The 21,879-nt window shown below is 41.9% G+C and carries 21 protein-coding genes; 11 read left to right on the forward strand and 10 right to left on the reverse strand.

All coding sequences use genetic code 11. The annotated features are described in order from the left end of the window. Window positions 1-269: 269 nt before the first annotated feature. Entirely contained in the window at window positions 270-686 is a 417-nt protein-coding gene (locus G9G54_RS20855) for a MerR family transcriptional regulator (protein ID WP_028542028.1), read from the reverse strand. 340 nt (window positions 687-1,026) lie between these two features. Here G9G54_RS20855 and G9G54_RS20860 point away from each other — a divergent pair, with 340 nt between their 5' ends. Both G9G54_RS20860 and G9G54_RS20865 read left to right on the forward strand, forming a co-directional pair. Then, complete coding sequence (locus G9G54_RS20860; RefSeq protein ID WP_165179457.1) at window positions 1,027-2,067, forward strand: NAD(P)-dependent alcohol dehydrogenase; 1,041 nt, start codon at window positions 1,027-1,029, stop codon at window positions 2,065-2,067. Between the two features lie 244 nt (window positions 2,068-2,311). Continuing rightward, entirely contained in the window at window positions 2,312-2,518 is a 207-nt protein-coding gene (locus tag G9G54_RS20865; protein ID WP_238808310.1) for a DUF3953 domain-containing protein, read from the forward strand. A gap of 125 nt (window positions 2,519-2,643) precedes the next feature. On the opposite strand, the gene G9G54_RS20870 is transcribed toward G9G54_RS20865, so the two are convergent. The 3 genes from G9G54_RS20870 to G9G54_RS20880 all read right to left on the reverse strand — a co-directional run bounded on the left by G9G54_RS20870 (window position 2,644) and on the right by G9G54_RS20880 (window position 5,519). Further along, window positions 2,644-4,023, reverse strand: a complete 1,380-nt coding sequence (locus tag G9G54_RS20870; RefSeq protein WP_028542026.1) for an amino acid permease — start codon at window positions 4,021-4,023, stop codon at window positions 2,644-2,646. A gap of 533 nt (window positions 4,024-4,556) precedes the next feature. Further along, window positions 4,557-5,003 (reverse strand): GNAT family N-acetyltransferase, encoded by a 447-nt coding sequence (locus tag G9G54_RS20875; protein ID WP_165179459.1) that lies wholly within the window; start codon window positions 5,001-5,003, stop codon window positions 4,557-4,559. Window positions 5,004-5,051: 48 nt separating this feature from the next. After that, window positions 5,052-5,519 (reverse strand): MarR family winged helix-turn-helix transcriptional regulator, encoded by a 468-nt coding sequence (locus tag G9G54_RS20880; RefSeq protein WP_165179460.1) that lies wholly within the window; start codon window positions 5,517-5,519, stop codon window positions 5,052-5,054. Window positions 5,520-5,718: 199 nt separating this feature from the next. Between G9G54_RS20880 and G9G54_RS20885 the strand changes: the two genes are divergently transcribed. The 6 genes from G9G54_RS20885 to G9G54_RS20910 all read left to right on the forward strand — a co-directional run bounded on the left by G9G54_RS20885 (window position 5,719) and on the right by G9G54_RS20910 (window position 11,076). Then, a complete protein-coding gene (locus tag G9G54_RS20885) occupies window positions 5,719-6,594 on the forward strand; it encodes an SDR family NAD(P)-dependent oxidoreductase (protein WP_165179461.1) in 876 nt (291 codons plus the stop codon). Window positions 6,595-6,759: 165 nt separating this feature from the next. Further along, on the forward strand, window positions 6,760-7,440 hold the full coding sequence (locus G9G54_RS20890) for a hypothetical protein (RefSeq protein ID WP_165179462.1): 681 nt from the start codon (window positions 6,760-6,762) through the stop codon (window positions 7,438-7,440). After that, window positions 7,437-8,852 (forward strand): phage baseplate assembly protein V, encoded by a 1,416-nt coding sequence (locus G9G54_RS20895; RefSeq protein ID WP_165179463.1) that lies wholly within the window; start codon window positions 7,437-7,439, stop codon window positions 8,850-8,852. The genes G9G54_RS20890 and G9G54_RS20895 overlap by 4 nt, the downstream gene beginning before the upstream one ends. Before the next feature lie 12 nt (window positions 8,853-8,864). Then, entirely contained in the window at window positions 8,865-10,127 is a 1,263-nt protein-coding gene (locus tag G9G54_RS20900; RefSeq protein ID WP_165179464.1) for a pentapeptide repeat-containing protein, read from the forward strand. Further along, window positions 10,124-10,654: a hypothetical protein gene (locus G9G54_RS20905; protein ID WP_185156321.1), complete on the forward strand. Its 531-nt coding sequence runs from the start codon at window positions 10,124-10,126 to the stop codon at window positions 10,652-10,654. The genes G9G54_RS20900 and G9G54_RS20905 overlap by 4 nt, the downstream gene beginning before the upstream one ends. 5 nt (window positions 10,655-10,659) lie before the next feature. Then, a complete protein-coding gene (locus tag G9G54_RS20910; RefSeq protein ID WP_165179465.1) occupies window positions 10,660-11,076 on the forward strand; it encodes a DUF4280 domain-containing protein in 417 nt (138 codons plus the stop codon). Between the two features lie 104 nt (window positions 11,077-11,180). On the opposite strand, the gene G9G54_RS20915 is transcribed toward G9G54_RS20910, so the two are convergent. Beyond that, entirely contained in the window at window positions 11,181-12,659 is a 1,479-nt protein-coding gene (locus tag G9G54_RS20915) for a protein adenylyltransferase SelO (protein ID WP_165179466.1), read from the reverse strand. A gap of 97 nt (window positions 12,660-12,756) precedes the next feature. Then, entirely contained in the window at window positions 12,757-13,206 is a 450-nt protein-coding gene (locus tag G9G54_RS20920; RefSeq protein WP_165179467.1) for a VOC family protein, read from the reverse strand. Window positions 13,207-13,318: 112 nt separating this feature from the next. Between G9G54_RS20920 and G9G54_RS20925 the strand changes: the two genes are divergently transcribed. Beyond that, window positions 13,319-14,257, forward strand: coding sequence for a helix-turn-helix transcriptional regulator (locus G9G54_RS20925; RefSeq protein ID WP_165179468.1), 939 nt, complete (start codon window positions 13,319-13,321; stop codon window positions 14,255-14,257). A 91-nt stretch (window positions 14,258-14,348) separates the two neighbouring features. Here G9G54_RS20925 and G9G54_RS20930 read toward each other — a convergent pair whose 3' ends face one another. The 3 genes from G9G54_RS20930 to G9G54_RS20940 form a co-directional block, all read right to left on the reverse strand. Next, entirely contained in the window at window positions 14,349-14,720 is a 372-nt protein-coding gene (locus tag G9G54_RS20930; protein ID WP_231109497.1) for a hypothetical protein, read from the reverse strand. Between the two features lie 160 nt (window positions 14,721-14,880). Then, window positions 14,881-17,055, reverse strand: a complete 2,175-nt coding sequence (gnpA, locus tag G9G54_RS20935) for a 1,3-beta-galactosyl-N-acetylhexosamine phosphorylase (protein WP_165179469.1) — start codon at window positions 17,053-17,055, stop codon at window positions 14,881-14,883. Between the two features lie 12 nt (window positions 17,056-17,067). Then, complete coding sequence (locus tag G9G54_RS20940) at window positions 17,068-18,087, reverse strand: glycoside hydrolase family 88/105 protein (protein ID WP_165179470.1); 1,020 nt, start codon at window positions 18,085-18,087, stop codon at window positions 17,068-17,070. A gap of 317 nt (window positions 18,088-18,404) precedes the next feature. On the opposite strand from G9G54_RS20940, the gene G9G54_RS20945 reads away from it, so the two are divergent. Both G9G54_RS20945 and G9G54_RS20950 read left to right on the forward strand, forming a co-directional pair. Then, on the forward strand, window positions 18,405-19,346 hold the full coding sequence (locus G9G54_RS20945; RefSeq protein ID WP_165179471.1) for an AraC family transcriptional regulator: 942 nt from the start codon (window positions 18,405-18,407) through the stop codon (window positions 19,344-19,346). A gap of 305 nt (window positions 19,347-19,651) precedes the next feature. Beyond that, entirely contained in the window at window positions 19,652-21,082 is a 1,431-nt protein-coding gene (locus G9G54_RS20950; protein WP_165179472.1) for a pyridoxal phosphate-dependent decarboxylase family protein, read from the forward strand. 196 nt (window positions 21,083-21,278) lie between these two features. Here the strand turns inward: G9G54_RS20950 and G9G54_RS20955 are convergent, their stop codons facing one another. Then, window positions 21,279-21,848 (reverse strand): SF0329 family protein, encoded by a 570-nt coding sequence (locus G9G54_RS20955; protein WP_165179473.1) that lies wholly within the window; start codon window positions 21,846-21,848, stop codon window positions 21,279-21,281. Between the last annotated feature and the right edge of the window lie 31 nt (window positions 21,849-21,879).

Genomic DNA, 21,879 nt, shown 5'->3' on the forward strand with positions numbered 1-21,879 from the left:
CTGATTATCTTCGATGATTCTATAGTAATTCGTTGTTTTCTGAACTAAAGTCGTGGCTCTCAACCTATATAATGGGCAAATTGCCCGTTGACTTTCGGAATACTTGATCCTCGGTACTACTCCTGCCTGTTCAAGTTACATTATAGTTGGTTCCTAGTTTTCAAAAGCCGATCGTGCTGTTTTAAATCAGTAGGTTGTGTAAATCGAATATTACAAACGAAAGCACCTGTAATTCATATAGAAATAGATGAATTACAGGTGCTTTTCTATTAGTTAGTAAAGAGACTCCCAATTTTATTGTTTTTATGAATATTTTCCGTTCCGGCTTCCAACGCAGTTTTGTAATATGAGCATTTATGTTCAATTACTTCCATTGTTTTTTTAAGTTCTTCCATTTGTACTTCTACAGTAGCTTTTCGTTCCATAAACATGTCATATCTTTGTTGTAGTGTGGAATCCCCACCAGAACACCAATCAATAAAATTTTTAATTTCTTTGATCGGCATCCCGGTGGATTTTAGACATTCAATTATTGTTAAAGCGTCGATATCGGATTCTTTAAATAATCTTGTTCCGCTAGATGTCCGTTCTACAAAAGGCATAAGTCCTTCCTTATCGTAGTAACGTAAGGTATATGCTGTAAGATTCAATTCTTTTGCAACTTCGCTGATAGAATATGTCTTCATCATGTATCTCCTATTCTTAATGACATAGACTTCGAGTTAACTCTATGATATAAGGGGGATTCTATCAAGTTATTTGTTGAATGTCAAAGTCCCCTTATAGGAAAAGTAGAATCAGATGCTATCTAACGAAATATAATTAGCAAGAAAACAACATTACTGGATAGAGGCTTATAAACCTGCGCTTGACTTAGAGTTAACTATAAGGATTAACATTGATTTGCAAGAGAAAAAGTATAAATGGAAATGAATGAAGGGCAACTTCAACCGACTTCAGCTAGTTTTCAATTTATACCGATATAACTGCATTCTCTTGAAAAATACAAATAACAGGAGGCTATTTATGATAACTGCTAAAGCACGAGCTGTCGATGGCCCAGACAAATCGTTTCGATCGGCTGAAATTAAACGACGGGATCTTGATTCATACGATGTTCTGATTGAAATTAAATATGCCGGAATATGCCATTCTGACATCCACACTGCTCACGGTGAATGGGGACCAGTGAACTACCCTCTCGTACCTGGACATGAAATTGCAGGGATTGTCACGGAGGTAGGATCTAAGGTTACAAAGTACAGAGTTGGTGACCGGGTAGGGGTTGGCTGTATGGTTGATTCCTGTGGCGAATGTGAGAACTGTCATAAAGGAGAGGAACAATACTGCCTTAAAGGAAATGTCCCTACCTATGCTGGTGTTGACAAATACGGCGAGCCTACACAAGGTGGATATTCTACCCACATTGTCGTAACTGAGGATTTTGTAGTAAAAATTCCAGATAACATTGAGCTTGACGTAGCTGCTCCATTACTTTGTGCAGGTATTACGACTTATTCGCCGTTGAACCGCTGGGGTGCTGGTCCAGATAAGAAAGTGGCCGTTGTGGGAATGGGAGGCCTTGGCCATATGGCTATCAAGATTGCACATGCTATGGGTGCTGAGGTAACCGTTCTATCACAAACATTAAAGAAAAAGGATGATGGCTTGCAATTTGGTGCGGATCACTATTATGCTACAAGCGAACCAGAAACATTTGAAAAGCTTGCTGGGCACTTTGATTTGATTATTAACACGGTAAGTGCTGCCATCGATATGGATGCTTATTTTGCACTACTCAATCTAGATGGAACTTTGGTGAATGTCGGTGCCCCTGGGGAGCCGTTGTCACTAAATGTGATGTCCCTTATCGGACATCGCCGTTCATTTGCTGGTTCAATGATAGGAGGCATCCGTGAGACACAGGAAATGTTGGATTTTTGTGCAAAACACAATATTGTTCCTAAAATTGAAGTGATATCGGCCGACCAGATTGACGAAGCCTACAAACGAGTGTTAGCTTCTGATGTGAAGTATAGATTCGTGATTGACATTAGCACAATGTAAGCTATGTAAATCATAAGTTGTACAAGTAATTTTAATTTTGAAGGTGTCCCCAAAGTATTACTTGGGACACCTTCACTTTATTCTGTCTACCATCTTATTGTCCATTTCCTCTTTTTGTATTTATTTGTAATCCAAAGATTCCACACTTAGAATACAATAGGTATATATAGGAGGGATGAACTTATCTATGTTTAAGAAAATGGATATTTACCGAATCCTCACTTTAATATTTGCTGTAGTTGTTATGATCTCGTCCTTTTTATCACTCGCATACCCAGACACCTATAGGGACTCATACAAAATCGCGCAATTTTTTCTAGGGTTTATATTTTTATTTTCTGGAATTACAGAGTTTAAGGCTAACCGTAAGAGTATAGCAATAATGAACTTCTTAGTTTCCCTTCTCACTTTTTTTGTCTCTATATTTACACTTGTAATGCGAACAGGCTAACCACACGGTTCTATACCTCAGTAACAACCCTTCCGTAGCTCCTCCCTCGTCATGTAAAAGAAAAGCCGAGCGAACTCAGGATCATCTGAATTGCGCTCGGCAAATGTTACGTATTTAGCAATCTTTTAGTTTTCCTCTAATTCTTCAATTCTCTGCCGCTTTCCTATGCCAAAGACAAAATATCCAACAATGACGATCGCCATGAATGATGCCCCGACAATCAACGACAAGCGTGTGTCTGGATTAAACCACATTCCAACGATCACAAGCAACAAAAAGATAATGGTAATGTAATTACTGATCGGAAAAAAACGAGATTTAAAGGTGTGATCCTTCATTTCGTCCTTCCACTTTTTCCTGAATTTAAATTGACTGATGGCTAATGCAAACCACGGTACCATGCCTGGAAGAACACTGGCGCTGTAAATATACAGAAACAGTTTGGAATCAGGCATTAAATAGTTAAATAACACGCCTACCAGCAGCAAGGAAATGGTCGTTATTATACTATTTCTAGGGACGCCACTTGGAGAAACTTTCCCGAAAAACTTGGGAGCTTGTCCGTTCTTAGCCAACGTGTATAACATTCTTCCCGCGCTGTAAATACCACTGTTACAGCCGGACATCGCTGCTGTAAGAACAACAAAGTTAATGATACCCGCAGCGGCCACAATTCCTACCTTGGCAAAAGTCAGAACAAATGGGCTGCCGATCTCGCCTATTTGGTTCCAAGGATAAATCGTAACAATGACAAAGATTGCACCTACGTAGAAAATCAAAATACGCCAGATGATGTTTTTAATGGCTTTTCGCAGTGTCATCTTCGGATTTTCAGCTTCACCTGCCGTAATACCTACCATCTCTATCCCTTGGTAAGCCGCTGTTACAATGCAGAGTGCAAATAGGAACCCTTTCAAACCACCTGCAAAGAAGCCTCCCTGGCTGTACAGATTGGATAGACCTATCGGTTGTCCACCGTTACCGAGTCCAAAGAAGATCATCCCCGTACCAACTACTAGCATGAAGATAATGGCGACAATTTTAATCATCGCAAACCAAAACTCAAATTCCCCATAAAATTTCACAGCCGCCAAATTGGCCAATGCAATAATAATTACACCTGCCAAAGCCGGCAACCATTGCGGGATATCTGGGAACCAGTAGCCCACATATACCCCAATCGCAGTGACTTCTGCCATCCCTACGGTAACCCATAAAAACCAATAGCTCCAGGCGGTCAAGAAACCGGCTAAAGGGCTGATATATTTATGAGCAAATGTAGCGAATGAGCCTGTCACCGGTTCAAGAATCAGCATTTCCCCCATGATCCGCATGACAAAAAACATAATAATCCCAGCTAAGAGATATGCCAACAGCACTGAGGGACCTGCCCATTTTATCGTACTTGCCGACCCCATAAACAAACCGACGCCAATCGTACCTCCAAGCGCAATCAACTCAACGTGCCGTGGCTTTAGCCCTCTCGTTAATTGTTTCGATTCCAAAAGAACGCTCCCCTTCGTATATGTTCATCATCAAACGCTAATGATCCGGAAAACTGTCCCCAAACATTATTAATTTTTCAGACTGACGTGGTCGTGAGCGAACGACTACAAAGTAGTTCCACGATTCGTAAATATACAAGGAAACCACGTCCTATTTACCGTCCAAACCTTACTGTTTCTAAGACCGAGTCCGTAGCATTAGATGCATTGTATGACAAAAAACGCCTAAATACAACTGCTAATTAGCAGACATTTTTAGGCATGAAATGGAAAGGAAGGCTATTCATATTTTCTGAACAATGGTCAATTTAATGCAATGCATTAGAGTGCTAAACATACATATTTCTTCAATGATAAATATCACAATATTAAGCCTATTTGAAATCTGTATTCATACAGTGGAAAACATGAATCCCGAATGAAAGAGCAACATTTCAAACATTGCCTTGTGATATAACTAGGCATGAATTCCAAACAAGGAGATGAAGATCAGGGTTTTGAACCCACTTATTCAATGATGAATGAATATGTATTTATTTGAGATTTTTTATAAAATTTTTTTGATCCTTGGTAAACATATAGCCACGTCGTTCGTAGAACCTGTGAGCCTGTATCCGACTTGGATGAGATAACAGTTTGATCCCGGAAAATCCATGGGACTTCCCCCACTGTTCAAGACGCTCAATCAACATGCTACCTACACCTTGATTTCTATACTTTTCTTTAACAACAAATCCTAGTACATTTACCAAAGACTCAGAAAAAAGTAATTCATGTGGGCTTCCATGAATATATCCTAACACCTCGTTATTTTCTTCATAAACAAAGATCACATCTTTTGATTTTTTTATAATCATTTCAATCTTCTCTTTTACTTTTTCTTCAGGAAATAGATATAGATTGGGGTTAAAATCTTGGTTCAACAAATAAATATCATGATAATCAGAGACTCTAATTTCCCTAACATTTTTTTCTTTCACTTTTAAAATGCCTCCTTTTTTCATCATACGATGCTTGATGTTGAATCATTAATCCTCGCAATCATACCCGTTAAAACACTTCAGCATCTCGATGAACGCTTCAAGTTTAGAATCCTCCCATGTTGAAATACGTTGATAAAACTCTTTTTCTTTTTCTTTTAAAGCTTCCAAGGCTTTTTCACGACCATTGGCTGTCAGGGATATCAACACTCCCCGACGATCCTCAGGATGAGTTTCACTTTTTACATAATTCAAGTGTTTAAGCTGAGTAACAAGACGGCTGACAGAGCTTCGATCCATAGCGGTGGATTCCGCCAAAAATGTAGCGCTTGCCGGACCGTATGACAGGAGACAACGTACAATCAGAAAAGCTGCAGGTTGTAATGAGGGATCGAAAAGTGCCGCAGTTTTTACATTGAGTGCATGCGACGCGCTTATAAGTGCATTAAGTTGTTCACCAAGATTCAGTTCTAATTGCTCTCTTGTAGAATTGGGATGTTGAGTTTTATGATCCATATGTCTCCACCTTATTTGAATGAGTTCGAATATATATTTGACATATATCAATCAAAATACATATACTTGATATATGTCAATCATATTTTTAACTTTGGTAAGTGTCAAGCAGAAGATCTACAGTATAAAGCATCTACAACCGTAATGCGTAGACATGAATATGGATGTAATTAAATCGAGAATTTGGAGGATGATCTATATGTCGACATACCCGATTATTGTAATCACTGGTGCTACTAACGGTCTTGGACAATGGGTAGCAATTGAATTAGCCAAACGTGGGGCACATCTAGTCTTAACAGCCAGAAATGAAAAACGTGCTGAAACGACTAAAAATATTCTAAAAGATCTGGCGCCAAATACAAAGGTAGACTTTTTTTTCGGGGACCTGTCTCTTATGAAAGATGTCAAACGTATTGGAGAGGAAATTAAGGCTAATTTCCCAAAGATTGATGTATTAGTGAACAATGCTGGATTACATGGATTTGAACAGCGAATAACCTCAGAGGGTTTGGCAGAAATGATAGCCGTAAACTATCTTGCCCCGTGGCTGTTAACGCATACACTACTCAATTCACTCATGGAATCCACAAATGCTAGGATCGTCAATGTGGCTTCTGAAGCGTCACGCAACCATGGTGAATTAAAATTACCGGAGGATTTAATAGATACATCTGCATTTACCGCAAGAGGTTCATCTAAGATATACGGAAAGACTAAACTTCTTAATATCATGTTTACAGAAGAACTTGCACGTCAGCTGGATGGAACCGGAATCGTAGTTAACGCACTTAATCCAGGCTTTAACGTTACCAGCCTTGGTCGCGAGTTAGGATTTTCTTCGGTTCTTGCAAAAATATTGAACGCTTTGCATATCGGAGACCCACGGAAAGGAGCGGACATCATTATTCGTTTAGCAACAGAATCCCAATATCAAGAAGTGACAGGCGGATATTTTAATGTTGGTACTGGTAAGCCGATTGTGCCGACATATCCTGGTGGGGATGCCCAGATGCAACGCCTACTTTGGAGTACTACAACCGAATTATTACGGCAAAAAGGCGTTATGGAATGAAATAGAATCTAAAATCGAACAATGTCCCCCCAACGAATGGTTCATTTTGTAAACTAAATCTCTCTTTTAACCGATAAATACATATGTTGGTTCTGTACTTAAATATCTCCTCCCATCTTTACATATTCAAGTACAAACGTGTATTTTTCTAAAAGGGGGCTTTCTATGAACTATCTAGACGAGCATATACTTAGCCTCAAAGCTAAAATGGTGGATCAGAAGACAGCTAATAACGATAATGTGAAATCCATCCCAGCTCAAACCCAGAAATCGGAACTGGACGGTTCCATGTTTGAAGAAACAAAGCTACTTCATGTTGAAAATGATTATCTCACGTTGGAGCCCATTACAATACTACACGGAGAGATTGGTTTCTACATCCCCAAGTCCTTCACTCCTATGCCAATGGAGCAAGCTATAATCAAATATCCTTCAGAGCATCGACCAAAGGTCATTTATACCTCATTTGAGGAGACCATCAATATCACTTTTAATCCTACAGATACCGCTCTGGAAGCGGAAGAGTTGCCCGATTTTGTAGAGCAAATGGCGGATATTCTACGGTCTGTACAACCGATTCGTAACTGGTTAGGTACCGAAATGGTCACCAACTGTTCCGGACTTTCAGTTGGGCAGATTCGTTTTGTGGCGGCGGGAATCGACGGGAATCTATACAACGAAATGCTGCTCTTCATCCACAATGGACGAGTTGTCATAGGTTCCTTTAGCTGTCTGGAGGCAGATCTCGAAGTATGGTTACCTGTAGCAGAATACTGGGTTCAATCCCTTTCCGTCCTTCCACCCTCCGCCTATTCTACAAATGAGAAAGGAATGACTACACCATGAGTCTGGGATACGATCAAATTCAAATTCACCCTTATGAACAAATTGATCTGGAGGAGCTTACCTTAACGAAAAAAATCAATGAGCATACTCGGCTTTATTTTACAGGTATTATCCCCGAAGACTTGCAAGACAGTTATGTGGAAACGACAGAAAAAAATACCATCATTGAAGTCAGCCAACAAGATGAATCTGGCGCAAGCAAGCCGCTATTTAGTGGGATTGCCCTCTCGATCGAGGTAAAAGTCGTGCGAGGTGTGTACTATCTGGAGGTGGAAGCTATTTCCCATACGTACCGGATGGACATGAAGCAGCGTACTCGTTCTTTTCAGTATACGAAAATGACGATTCCTCAAATGCTGGAGCACATAGGTAAGGACTATGAAGGACTGGATGTGATCGACGGGGCTACTAGGGGAGAAGCCATCGGGCGGCTTGCCATTCAGTATCAGGAGACAGACTGGGCGTTTTTAAGACGCATAGCCTCCCGTTATCATACGAGTCTGATGCCTGTAGCTCGTTTTGACAGTCCCAAATTTTATTTTGGTATTGAGGACAGCCCTGCACAGGCGATACTGGATCATACCCGTTATACCGTACGTAAGCAATTGCTTCCTTTTCGTTATTTTCAGGAGAATGAGCAAACCAAGCTGAGTGAACATGATTTTATTTTTTATGAGGTAGAAACGGATGAGGTACTCGACTTGGGCGCTCAGTTGAATTTTCAGGGGCATAACCTGTATGTGATGGAAGCCTACACCGCCATGAGTCAAGGACTGCTGCGGCATCAGTATGTGTTGGGTTCTTACCAGGGATTTCGGCAAAAAAGCTACTACCAGGATAAGCTGGCAGGAGCCTCATTAAGCGGTATTGTGCTGGACGTACGTCAGGATCAGGTGCGCATCCATCTGGATTGTGATGAACAACAGGACACAAACCAAGCACACTGGTTCAACTATTCTACTGTGTACAGTGGCGGTGGCCATACCGGCTGGTACGTCATGCCAGAAAAAGGCGATTCAGTTTCCCTCTATTTCCCCGGTAGTCGGGAAGAAGACGGCGTTGCAGGTAGTGCGGTGAGAAGGGCAGATCGCAAGAGTACGCATAACCATTTTTCCAATCCGCAAATGAAAATATGGCGTACCCCGCATGGCAAGGAAATTCGACTGGGACCGGATGAACTGGTCGTTACAGGTAAGGACGGCGCTATTTATATCAAACTGGACGATAAAGAAGGCATTCATATTGCGAGCAGCAAACAGGTGAATATTACGGCGGGAGGCAATCTCAGCCTGTCTGCGGGCAAGACGATGAGTCTGTCCGCAGGTAGTCAGCTCCGTATGAATTGTAATGGCAGTCATATCGAATTAAGTGGGTCGGCAGACATGAAAGGCAGCGAAGTGAAGTCGAATTAAGGATGATTAGAAATGGAAAAGCAAACAGATGTGTTAGATCAGCAACAAACAGCTCTTCATCAGGCTTGGTCTTTCATCCGCAAAGAATGGGCGTTGAAATGTAAATCAACACAAACACAAAGATTACAGCATATAGTAGAACATTTTCGCGCCTTTTGTGAGCTGGTTCGGCAAAAACAACTCACAGGTCGTAAAGGTCATATTGGTTACATCACCTACTCTATGCTGCGCACCACATGGCTTGAACAGAAGCCCGTTTATCTTGTTGAAGCTACGGATGCCTTATGGATGCTTGATGCTGAGCCTGTTCAGTTGGAGTACGATGCAAGTTGGATTTTTCTCTATTGGACTCAATTACGTGAACAGCTTGGGGCTGAAACTTTGAAGCAACAAGTCTCCCTTTCCGAGCTTGAACTGGAACAGATCATGCTGGAAGCAGCGGGATATCTTCATACGATGATCGTTAGTCTGGTTCGTCAGGCTATGAAGCAAGCAGTCGATCTACCAGAGTTTAAGGCGTTGGATCGTGAAGAAGCTTTTGAGATTCGCGTCGGAGAGTATATGGATCATAGTATCTCTGTGTACCGGGAAGATCGGAGACCCATGGATGCAAACATCATAAAGTCTTGGCTGGAGGAAAAAGAAGAATCGGCCTACAGCTACCAAGCACTGTCTCAAGTTCAACTGTCGGATGGAGATTACAGTTCCTTGGATTTTCGCTATACAGTCTTTCGCCAGATCGGGATGCAACAAAGTCGATTGCATCACTGTATCCTCGTAGGCACGGTATGGCAAGAAGCTCAGCTAGATGGAACCGACTTTTCGCACAGCCTGCTTCACGGAGCCGATTTCAGTGGCTGTTCTCTGCAAGAGGCTGTACTGGACGAAGTTATAAGCAATAGCGAATATGGATCGGATGCTTGGCTGGATTGGGAACCGTTAGGATTGGATGGAGTGAATTTTACAAGAGCTAATTTACAGGGAGCTAGTTTTCAACATGCACAGCTTCAAGGAGCTGCTTTCCAAGATGCCGCGCTGCAAAGAGCTTTATTTAACGGCGCGGATCTAACAGGTGCCTGCTTTGTAGGAGCCGATGTTACTGACGCTTCGTTTATAGGTGCATGTTTAGTAAAAGCTAATTTTACAGGAGCAAAACTACACCGGGTAATCTTTACAGATGAACAACTAAGTCAAGCTATTGGCCTTTCTGTTGTAGAAACGCCACTGGCTACACAGATAACAGATGCAGTGAGTAAAGGGGAGTGGATGTCATGAGGTATTACCGACTCATGGTGGACGAGCGCGTAAAGCATCGGGTGGAGACTGCGCCCCTAGCTCCCTTGCAGGTGGAAGATATCCTTTCGGGCCATACCATTCAGACAGAGGACACTCCCCTATTTTTAGCAGTACATACAGATCCACGAACCGTATATCCAGATTTTCTGGAGTTCCCTTTGCCGCTGGTTTCAGACTCCATGAAAGCCCTTTTGGAAAAATACATGCCAGAGCTGGAATGGAAGGCCGCTATACTTACCGATTTTCAGCAAGCCAGGCAGGATGTGTACTGGGTACTGCGTCCACCTGTGGTGGACTGTCTTTCCTCACAAACCGAGTGGTATCCCGACCATACCTTGAAGCAACTGGTACTTAAATACGGGAAAATCGAACCGTCTATATTTCGGATCGCCGGCTTGTTGGAAGCACATATCTATATCAATCTCGCGGTAGCGGAAAGTCTGCTGCGTCGTCCATTTACAGGTGTTCGTGTGCAAAAAGTGGAGATGGCCACAAAGGAGGAATAATCCGTATGGAACAAGCAAGTGTGCAGCCTGGAACAGGTGCGAAAAAAAGCTATGTCGTGGCAGGTGCGATTTTAAGCTGTAGTTACGGTACACAGCCTACGCGTTTGAAGCGCCCTTTTAGCCACGGGGTGTATGTTAAAAATAAAGCACAGATGAATATTGGAGATTATGTACCTGGAGTGAACATAAAATCTTTTGGGAATTGCTCCAGTCCGCTGAATCCGGCTGTGCAAGCCAGTGAGATGGTCGATATTTATGGGGTGAAAAAGGCCCCGTGTATTCCTGTCCTTACGATGCCTTGGTTGAACGGAAAAAGCGACATGCGCATCGAAGGCCAGCCTGCTCTTACGCAGAACTGTACGCATCAATGTCTTTATTGCGGGCACATACAGATCGAAAATGACGGTCAGGAACTGGATTAATCAGGTGCAACCTACCCCTATAAAAACAAAATGCGTTGGTGAGAGATTGGCTATCTTCTCCACCAACGCATAATATAGGTTATCTTCAAATCGTTCGCTCCACATCAGGTACCACAGTAGGTTCGATAAGGACAGGTGGATTCCTCAGGCAATGTAGAGTAAATTTCCTGTTCGGTAGAGTAGGCATAAGGGTTCAAAAGAACTTCAAGAAGCTGTTCCATCACACGGTAGTCTTCTCGTTCCACCGCAGCTTCTAGTGCTTCTTCTACCCGGTGGTTGCGTGGGATGATTGCAGGATTACTGCTGCGCATCAGCTGACGCGAGGAGGCTTGTGATTCCTGCTGTCTGCCCAGTCTCGCCTGCCATTGCCCGTGCCACTGGGTAAATTCCGCAGTGCTGAACAGAAGCGTATCTTCCAGCTGGTTCAAAGTTAGGGCACGGAAGGTATTGGTGTAGTCGGCACGATGCTTCTGCATGATACTCAGAAGCTCCTCAATAAGAGATTCATCCTCCTGCTCTTCGTTAAAGATCCCCAGCTTCGCCCGCATTCCTGCAAGCCAATGATGGTGAAACATTTTTACAAAATCTGAAATTGCATCCTCAGCCAGTGTGACAGCCTGCTCCCTGTTGTCATGCAGCAGTGGCAAGAGCGTCTCAGCAAATCTCGCGAGATTCCACGCAGCAATATGCGGCTGATTGGCATAAGCATAGCGTCCCTGCCTGTCGATGGAACTGAACACCGTCTCAGGATCATAGGTATCCATGAAGGCGCAAGGACCATAATCAATGGTTTCTCCGCTAAGGGTCATATTGTCGGTGTTCATCACCCCGTGAATAAAACCAACCAGCTGCCATTTGGCAATCAGCTCGGCTTGACGCTTAATCACTTCCTGAAGCAGTGAAAGGTAACGGTTTTCGTCATTGGCAACTTCCGGGTAGTGTCTTTCCAAGGTATAATCAGCTAGAGCACGGAGATCTTGGGACGTGCCCCATGCTGAGACGTATTGAAAGGTTCCGACACGAAGATGACTGCCAGCCACACGGGTCAGAATGGCTCCGGGCTGCTCGGTTTCCCGGATGATCGACTCACCCGTGGATACCACCGCCAAGCTGCGGGTGGTAGCAATATCCAGCGCATGCATCGCCTCACTGATGATGTATTCGCGAAGCATCGGACCAAGTGCCGCACGGCCGTCACCACCACGGGAGTATGGCGTTCTGCCTGAGCCCTTGAGCTGAATATCAACCCGTTCACCCAAGGGAGTGATCTGTTCGCCAAGCAGCAGAGCACGACCGTCTCCTAACATGTTAAAATGCCCGAATTGATGCCCTGCGTAAGCTTGAGCAAGAGGCGTAGCCCCTTCAGGAACCTGGTTGCCCGCCAGCTCCGCTACGCCATCATTCCTTTGCAGCGCCATGGCATTTAACCCCAGTGATGCTGCCAACGGATGATTAAGTATAATCAGCTTGGGTGAGCGGACAGGAGTCAGGTTGAGCTTTGTAAACAATGATTCCGGCAAACGAGAATAACTGTTGTCGAAGTTCCACCCTATTTGATCTGCTATTTCTTTTTTCTCCGTCATAGTGTCTCCTTTTCTGCTGCGGTATCTTGGGTTTCCCATTTTAGTTTTTACTTCTGTCCATTTATTATCCAATTATGAAACATGGAACATGCTTTTTTTATTGTAATCGATGATCAAACATTAATTGTATTTGAATACCGAACGGGTCTTCAATAATACCGTAGGCTTGGCTAAAAACATTATTTGATAAAGGCACAATAATTTTCACTCGATCATCCGTAATCAAGCTATTATAAAAACGTTTAATTTCTTCTAAATCAGCACTTTGAATACATAATGAAGTGTTATTACCCACTGTATATTTTTCACTGATGTTCATTGTATCTTCTGCTATCATTACTTTTGATTTTCCGATGGATAAGACAGAATGAGAAATATAATTTTTATTTTCATCAGTAAGCTGTATGGAGCTGTCACGTTGGGCCATGTCTTGATACGTAACAAGAAACAATTCCTTTGCGTTGAGATGTTTTTTGTAAAAATGTATAGCTTCTTTTGCCTTTCCTTTCATGGATAAGAAAATAGCTACTTCTAATGTTGTACTCATGGTATCAATCTCCTTTTATATGTGTAGATATCTTATGAATTTGATCTATTCCCTTGAACTTATTATCATATAAAAAGGTATCAAAACATGACACCTTTATAAGGAGATTTAGATGAAGAAATCGGAAAGATTAAATGACATGATCAGATACTTAAACAGTCGAGAATTCTTTAATTTAAATGATCTAATGGATAAATACCATATTTCAAAAAGCACAGCTCTACGCGATATTAATTCATTGGAACAATTAGGTATGCCTATTTTTTCGGAACATGGCAGATATGGACGATATGGTATCCTAAAAAATAGATTGTTATCCCCCATTATTTTTACGATGGATGAAGTGTATGCTCTGTACTTTGCAATGTTGACGTTAGAAGCTTATCAATCCACCCCCTTTCATTTAAGTGTTAATAAACTAAATGAAAAGTTTGAACACTGTCTTTCTAAAATACAAATAAACCAGATTCATAAAATGAAAAAGGTTTTACAATTTGAAACATATCAGCATAATCATGTTAGTCGTTATTTAGATAAAATTCTAACAAGCATTCTTAATGAGAGTACCTGTAAAGTTAAATATGTAAAAAATAATCAGAAAAAAAATTACTATATTCAATTTTTCAAAATTTCCGCTAAGTTTGGCCAATGGTATGCTACTGGAATAGAGTTACATACGAATAAATATAGAGTTTTCAGATGTGATCGAATCACCTTTGTAGAAGAAGAGGAGAACAATTCTCGCTTTTCTATAGATGAACTCCTTAACCGTTCATTAGAAATGTATCAAACTGAGAAGAGCATTGACTTTGAAGTAGAGATTGTAGAACAAGCCAAGGATATTTTTTATAAAGAACATTATCCTTCTATGAAAATAGAAAATGGTGATAAGACAGTCATTAAGGGATTTTATAATCCTGGAGAAGAGGAGTTTATCGCTCAGTATTTGATGAGATATGGTCATTATGTACGATCAGTGAAGCCAGAATCTTTAAAACGGATTATTAAAGATAGAGTTGAGCACCTCTTACACCACTATCAAAAATTATAAGATCATCGAAGGTTTGTTCAAAATTTTCTCTACATTTTAGCAAGGAAAAGAAGGCTCACGCTCCTTTTCCTTGCTAACGATGACATTTGAATTATGGCTTCCGTTTGGCGATAACAGCATAGGATACCGTTCTTGTGAATCCAGTTGGATTCCATGCAGTAAATACCCATCTGTCTTCGGCCGCGGAATAATTATTGAGAAGAAACCCTTGTTCATTTCCAGAGAAAGTCCATGCACCGCTAATCAGATTGTAGGCGTTACCGTTAATCGTAGTGCTTCTAAAGCTATTAGGAGAAATAGTGATCGGAGCGAAAGTGAAGCGTGCGAATCCATCTCCAAGTTGAGTTACACGAATGGCTTTTTTAAGATTCATAACCACGTGACTTCTTTTCTTTAGCTTTCTTCCCAACTTTGCTTCCGCATTTTTAATTTTCATTAAGGTTGCCTTTCTCAAAGAAATCATCTCCTTAATTGTTCTACTTATAGTTAATGATGGGGTAGATACTTTTGAATGGACAAAATCCCCGGTAAATTAGCTTGATTTTCTGGAGGTGCTGAAACAAAAAGCCCTTCCTTAAAATAAAGGAGGGCTTGATACCGCTACTTCTCATTATTTTCCGTTCCTATACCGATTTTGTTAAGCCGATATGGGTGATCATGGTGTCATACGGATCTAATTCCATGGTTTGTTTGCCATATTCCGTTTCAATCGTCGTTCTTTGAAGTTGATCGCTATTGTTAATAACAACCAATATTTTACTTTCTGGATAATAAGCACACTCTGTATATAGGTTATCTGTAATGTACTTCGTTTCATGTAACTCATTGCCTGCAAACCGAATTATGTTCAGCAGCAACCTTGTGTTTTCCCAGCTGAATTCAAAAGAAGGAAGGTAGATCCCCTTTCCTTTACCAAAGGCATGAGTAGACAATGCTATCATACCACTCGTTTCCTCCACTACCGCAGCTGACCCATCAGTGAGATAAATGCTATTCTTTGGCGTTATACTGGCTCCTTCAGGCACCAAACCATGCTCATCCCTAACCTCATAAGTCCATTTTCCATGACCTACTCTGGAGCCTGTATCCTCATCCAGTCCAAGAACATGTGCCATTCTGAAAAAGCTGTCGTGGCCTTCGACCGCAGAGGGCTGGTTGATGCCAATAAAGGTACCACCCTCATAAACCCATTGGGTCAGTAAGTCCACACACTTGTTGTCATTCCAGTGCTCCCCACCACTCCATGCTGAACCAGCAGAGCCGGCATTGATCACTACATCACAATCCTGTAGAATTCCCTGACGGATATCTTCAAAATCAATGAATTGCACTTCAATCGGCAATCCGGATAAAGCTTCATTGACATGAATCAAATCATGCATATACGTTTCATGGAAATGGCCGGACAATGTCCACGATCTCAATTTTCCCCAGCTATGCAGAATGGCTACCTTCGTCTTCATGTGATAGGGTTGGCCTTCATTATGCAGTTCCTTAATTTCTCTGAATTCATTGGCAATCTTTTCGATATAATCGCAAAAATCCGGGTAAGGCTCTACAAGGTGCAAATATCCCCCCAATCCAATCCGGTCAATAGGCTCCCGCAGCAAGGCGCGCCGGATATTAATCCAATACTTTTTGGCGTCCAGCGTGGGGTTTCCCCCTTCCATAAAGGTAGGAAGCCCGCCTAAGCCAACTGGAAATAAGTAAGGATGCAGCCGAATCTCATGCGTATTCACTTTTACACCTGAACAAAGCCTCGCCTCATAACCTGAGAATACACATTTAATCAACCCGTCAAATCCAAACTCTTGAAAACGGTCATTGTAAGGCTCCATGCCAACCCAACTGTCATCATAGAAAACATAGGCCAGCTTGTCGTGCCTATGCACAATGTCAATTAATTTCTTGCCAAATTCGATTACAAAATCATTGATAAATGCCATCCAATCCAGCTTGCGCTGCTCAGCCGGGATATGACTGACGCGGTATTTCCCGCCATTCACAAAATCCTCGGCTGTCATCGAATACCCGTATTTCTTGGCAAACAGATCAAGCGCTCTTAAACTTACCGTAAAATCGTATGAACCCCAGTCAGAGAACAGATGGCGATTGCGCTCATTACTGCCCCAGATCCAGGCGAAATTATAAAATAAGGAGGTAAACCGAACAACCGTGGTTTCCTTATGATGGAGACACCAATCTTCTATCCAATCCAGCAGATATTTTTGCGTTTCTGCATAGATGGGATCAATCTGCATCAAATGCTCTTTGTCCCAATGATTCGTTGTGTGATTGTACATGGAAATCTCTTCCCAGATCCGGTAGGCCATGAAGCTTACCGTGTATTTATGCCAAGGAACAATTCCGGTAATGACCACATTTCCGGATTCCCTTTCATAATTCCACTGTTCTCTTGGAACTTCCTCCCCGGTCGTTCTGTCAAAAACCTGCCAGTAGTTAAATGCCTCTTTGGAATCATTAACTTTGAATTGTTCAGCAAAAAAATCCTCCATCAGATAGATGGATACATAATCTTGTACAGCTACCTTCGGATTTGTAATTAAAAAACACTGCTGCAGCTTGTCAAGATTGTGGGACGCCCACTCGTTATGATCTCTGATGATACAGATTGTCGAATATATGCCGTACCCAGCGTTAATAATCTCATCGGACAATTGCGTGCCGTCACTATCACGGATGACATCGGCACCCCACCGTTCAGCTAATTTCAGGGTCAGCGCCTCATAACCGGATTCTCCCGGTAGTGTAAAGTTCCCCGTAGTTTGTTTGGACAACTTGGTTCCCTCCTAATTCAACATATCAGACAGAAAAGCCAATGCCAGGCCTTGACCCCAGCCCTGAATCCAGTCTTTTGGAATATTCCGATACCCATCCCGATCTTTCATAACCGCTGTGCCGCCCGACACACCTAGTACCCGTCCGTCCTCGCTAATATGGTTCAAGATGCCCTCCAATGCCCTTTGCACGTATTTGGTATGCAGCGGATTGCCGTTATTGATCATGGCTGCCGCGATTCCGCAAGATGCAGACACTTCTTCGTAGGACTCCTCGTCATCCAGTACCGTCCGCCACAGGCCGTTCTCCGTTTGAACCCCCTTCAGTGCCGCCAGTTGATCCCGAAGCGAACACTCCACGTCCATGCACTGCGGATATAAATACCAGTCTTTCAAATGAATTTTAACTTGCGACATGGTATATGCTCCCCAAGCATTCGCTCTCCCCCAGAAAAATCCGGACATATGGTCTTGCTTGACATTATTGTAGCCATGGTACCAGAAACCGCTACTAGGGTCTTGCAGGTATTTGATATGCCAGTAATATTGGTTTAAGGCGTCCTGGATCATTTCCTCATCCTTTAATTTGGTTCCTACACGGAGCAGAAAAAATGCCGCCATAAACAACGTGTCCGCCCATGCCTGTTCTGGAAAATCATTAGCAACGGATACCGTATGCTGCAAAACATGGTCTCCAAACCTGAGAGCATGGTTCCGAATATAATCCACCTTGCTCATCACAATATCCCAATATTTCTGGTCCCCTGTTTCTTCATACAATGTGATCAGCATATGGCCCATAGCACATGTGTTTACCGTCCAGTGCGGCAGGCCCAGCTCGATATATTCATCCGCCCACTGCTTAAGCATATTCAAATAGTCTTTATTTCCTGTTTTTGTATAGGCCGTGGATACACCATAATAAGCCACACCGCAAGGCCAGTCCCACGTCAAATCCATCGCCATTGTTTTTCTGACGACTTTGTCGATAACTTTTAATATCTCTTCCTTGTCACAATTCAATTGAAGCATCTTTATTCCCCTCTCCTAGCGCACACGCCCCCAAAGGCGCTTGAGAGCTGTTTGTCGCCGTTTTGAAAACGCTTTACTTACTACATTGTACGCAGTAAAATAGTCTCCATCTAAGCATATTCGCAACAAAACTGTGCAATTCCAATCATTTATGTGAGGATTTTGCAAAAATCCAATAAGCGACTTCCAATAAACAATATATAGATCGAAATGGTCTAGTTCGTCTATATATTGCATCTTAGAGCGATTGGAATCGAATTTTTCAAAATCCTGATGTATATCTGCTGGTTAAAATCAAAGTCATGGGGGTATTGAATATGCCCAGAAAAAAGAAGCCCGTTATAGAATATCGGCACTACAGCTTGCCTATAAATTTCCCTGTCTTGCTATTAAGCGGTGAGCGTTGGAAGATTTCAGATATTAAAAGTGAGCATCTCCATTTCCATAACCATTTGGAGATTGGTATATGCTATTCAGATAGCGGCATCATGGAGATCAAAGGAGAATCTGTACCCTTCAAAGCGGGCGATGTGACCTTCATCCCCAGGTATCTTCCTCATACCACGTATAGTTCGCCAAATACAGCCAGTCTTTGGTCTTATATCTTTTTTTCGCCAGAGGACCTCTTTCAACATTCATTTAAAAGTGCTTACAGCAACTTCGAGCCGAATTTGTGGGTGGTGAAGGGAATGAACTGTATATTGAATAAGGAGCAACATCCCAAGGTTTATACACTTGCGACTTCAATCGTAGAGGAATTAAATCAGCAGAATCCTTACTATCAGGAAAGTGCCTACGGCTTATTGCTATCCCTTTACATAGAACTCCTTAGAATTCATTCCAGGAATAAACTGTTGGCAGATCAAGAAACAGAGCATAGCCTGAAAAGCGATTTTGTCATTTCTCCAGTTCTGGAGTACATCACGAAAAACTATATGAATCCCATTACCATGGATTTTTTGGCCGATCTGTGCCATTTAAGTACAACTCATTTCCGAAGAAAATTCCATGAAATTATGGGGACGTCGCCTCTCGATTTCCTAAACAGCACCCGAATCGAAGAGGCTTGCAAGCAATTAAAAAGCACGGAGGATTCTATTCTTTCGATCTCCGAACAAGTCGGTTTTCACTCCATTTCCAGCTTCAACCGTTGCTTTTCCAGGCTTATGGGAAAGCCGCCCAAAGAATGGCGTAAAGGGGCACAATCCGAAGCGCAATCTGCGAAAGCGTCTATACTGGAGTTTACGGGGTGGGTTTAGCATTACAGCAGAAATAAACTTGATAAAACGAACTCAATATTCTGGATATCAAACTAGCCATTTTCTGCTTTATATGATTAATCACATTTTGCAATGGATCTAGAAAAAGCATAAAATTCAAATCTTTTAACAACTCCATTCCAGCAAGCCCCGTCATATAGCCATCTTCGACCTTGAAAATTAATTTATGTAATAGCAAAGTGCCTAAAAATAAATGTAATGATGAAATCGGTGAATCTCACAATATGACAACAGATGTTATATTATACTTTGGTTGAAGTTAAACAAAGGAGATGGAGATGCTTATGATGAATCAAGAACCAAATCAGCAATTAGGCGAGATTATTGAGCAGTTCATACATTCATTAATAGCAGAAAATAATAACATTCGATCTCAAAAAGTAATCAACATTGCAGATGAGGATACGATAGCTCATTTAAGGGGAATTGGTTTTCCGAAAAAAGGAAGACCGATACAAGAGGTCGTCGATGAAATGAGGAAAAACGTCTATCCTCACCAAACCTTCATGCAACACCCTCGCTTTTTCGCATTGGTTCCTGGTCCAATGTCTCTTTACTCGTGGTTAGGAGATATCATGACCAGCGCTTATAATACCCATGCCGGAAGCTGGATGCTGAGTTCAAGCGCAAGCCTTTTAGAGGGGGAAGTGATCCGATGGATGTGTGACCAAGCAGGATATCCCAATACTGCTGGAGGCTTATTTCTGTCGGGCGGATCGCTGTCGAATTTGACCGCTTTAGTGGCTGCGCGCAATGCAAGGTTATCCGAGCAGGAATATGCCATTGGAACTGCTTATGTGTCAGATCAAACTCATTCATCGGTCGCCAAAGGGTTACGCATCCTCGGATTCCGTGGTGATCAAATCAGAAAGGTTCCAAGTGATACAAATTTTCGTATGGATGTTTCAGCCTTAGAAAAAAAAGTAATGGATGATCATGCGGCTGGCATGAAGCCTTTTGCGATCATTGCCACGGCAGGCACAACCAATACGGGAAGCATTGACCCGTTAAACGAAATTGCTGACCTATGTGAAAAACATAACATTTGGTTACACGTGGATGGAGCTTACGGTGCATCGATTTTGGCTTCTTCGAAATATAAGCCCCTTTTGAGCGGGATATCGCGTTCAGATAGCATCACCTGGGATGCACATAAATGGTTAATGCAGACCTATTCCTGTAGTGTGGTTTTAGCCAAAGAAAATCAACAGCTCAGAAACTGCTTCAGCACCCATCCAGAATATTTGAAAGATGCCGAGACTAATGAAGAACATATGAATTATTGGGATCTGGGCCCTGAATTAACACGGCCTGCTCGAAGTTTGAAACTATGGGTGACACTACAAGCTTTAGGAACTAATGCTGTCGGTGAAGCCATAGAGCATGGAGTTCAACTCGCAGAATGGGCTGAAGATGAAATCAAAAAACATAATCATTGGGAAATTGTATCCCCCGCACAGTTAGCGATTGTTAATTTTCGATATGCGCCAACTGGATTATCTGAGCAAGAATTAGATTCACTCAATAAAAGGATCTCCCAAGAAATGATGACAAACGGATACGCCTCTGTGCTTACGACACAACTTAATGGAAAAACTGTTCTCCGAATCTGTGCAATTCACCCAGACACTACGGAACATGAGATAAGGAATACAATTCAGCTTTTATCGAATATAGCACGCTCATTGAATGAGAGAAAAGCCTTTTTACGATGAAAAATTATGAAACGAATTGCTACGATTTCTGTAAATAAGTGAAAACGCTCAGCATCACACAAATAAGAGGGGCATGCCGCCCCTCTTAACTTTTTTCTGTACATCTTCCAAACTATTTGCCATTGTGCAATACAGTAACAATGAACAGCACTCAATCCTAAAACGACGTGCCCCCATCAATGGAAGTTATTTATTTTCATAACGTACTACGCCGTAGTTCATAAAAATACTGCACACTGGGATGCTTTAACTTCATCTTCTCGGTCATGTTTAAAATTCGCTTTTTTCCTACTCGTCTGTCCACTAAAGCTAGAATATTCAATAAGATATCATTACTCTCTAAGCTGTCCTCTATAGAAGTAGTTAAAAACTTATTAGCTACAACATTAAAATTAGACTTGCTTAATGAGGCCTGTGCTGACAAAAGCTCCTTTGCATGTTCTGATATTTTTCTACCTCTTGCAATTACTTGTAGACGCTCCTCCGGAACATTCCCATTAGTATCTTTTCTAACCGCTTCAATTTCTTCATTGCTGAGAGGAACTTGGATATCTGGATCATTCTTGATTTCCAACTCCGTCTGATACCATTTGATTGGACTAGTGATATCATTCATATTGAGTACATTCTTTTTATCTACGGAAATATAACAAATTCCAGATTTATCAGGTAAATAACGGTAACTGGTCGCTCGGTATTCGACCCTTCCGTCTAACGCAGGACAGCGGAAGCTCTCCAGTTGTTGCTTCAATTTACTCCAGGACATATATCCTCCTATGTTTTCAATGCCTACTAAC

The organism is Paenibacillus sp. EKM212P, from assembly GCF_011066115.1.
GTDB classification, from domain to species: Bacteria; Bacillota; Bacilli; order Paenibacillales; family Paenibacillaceae; genus Paenibacillus; species Paenibacillus polymyxa_B.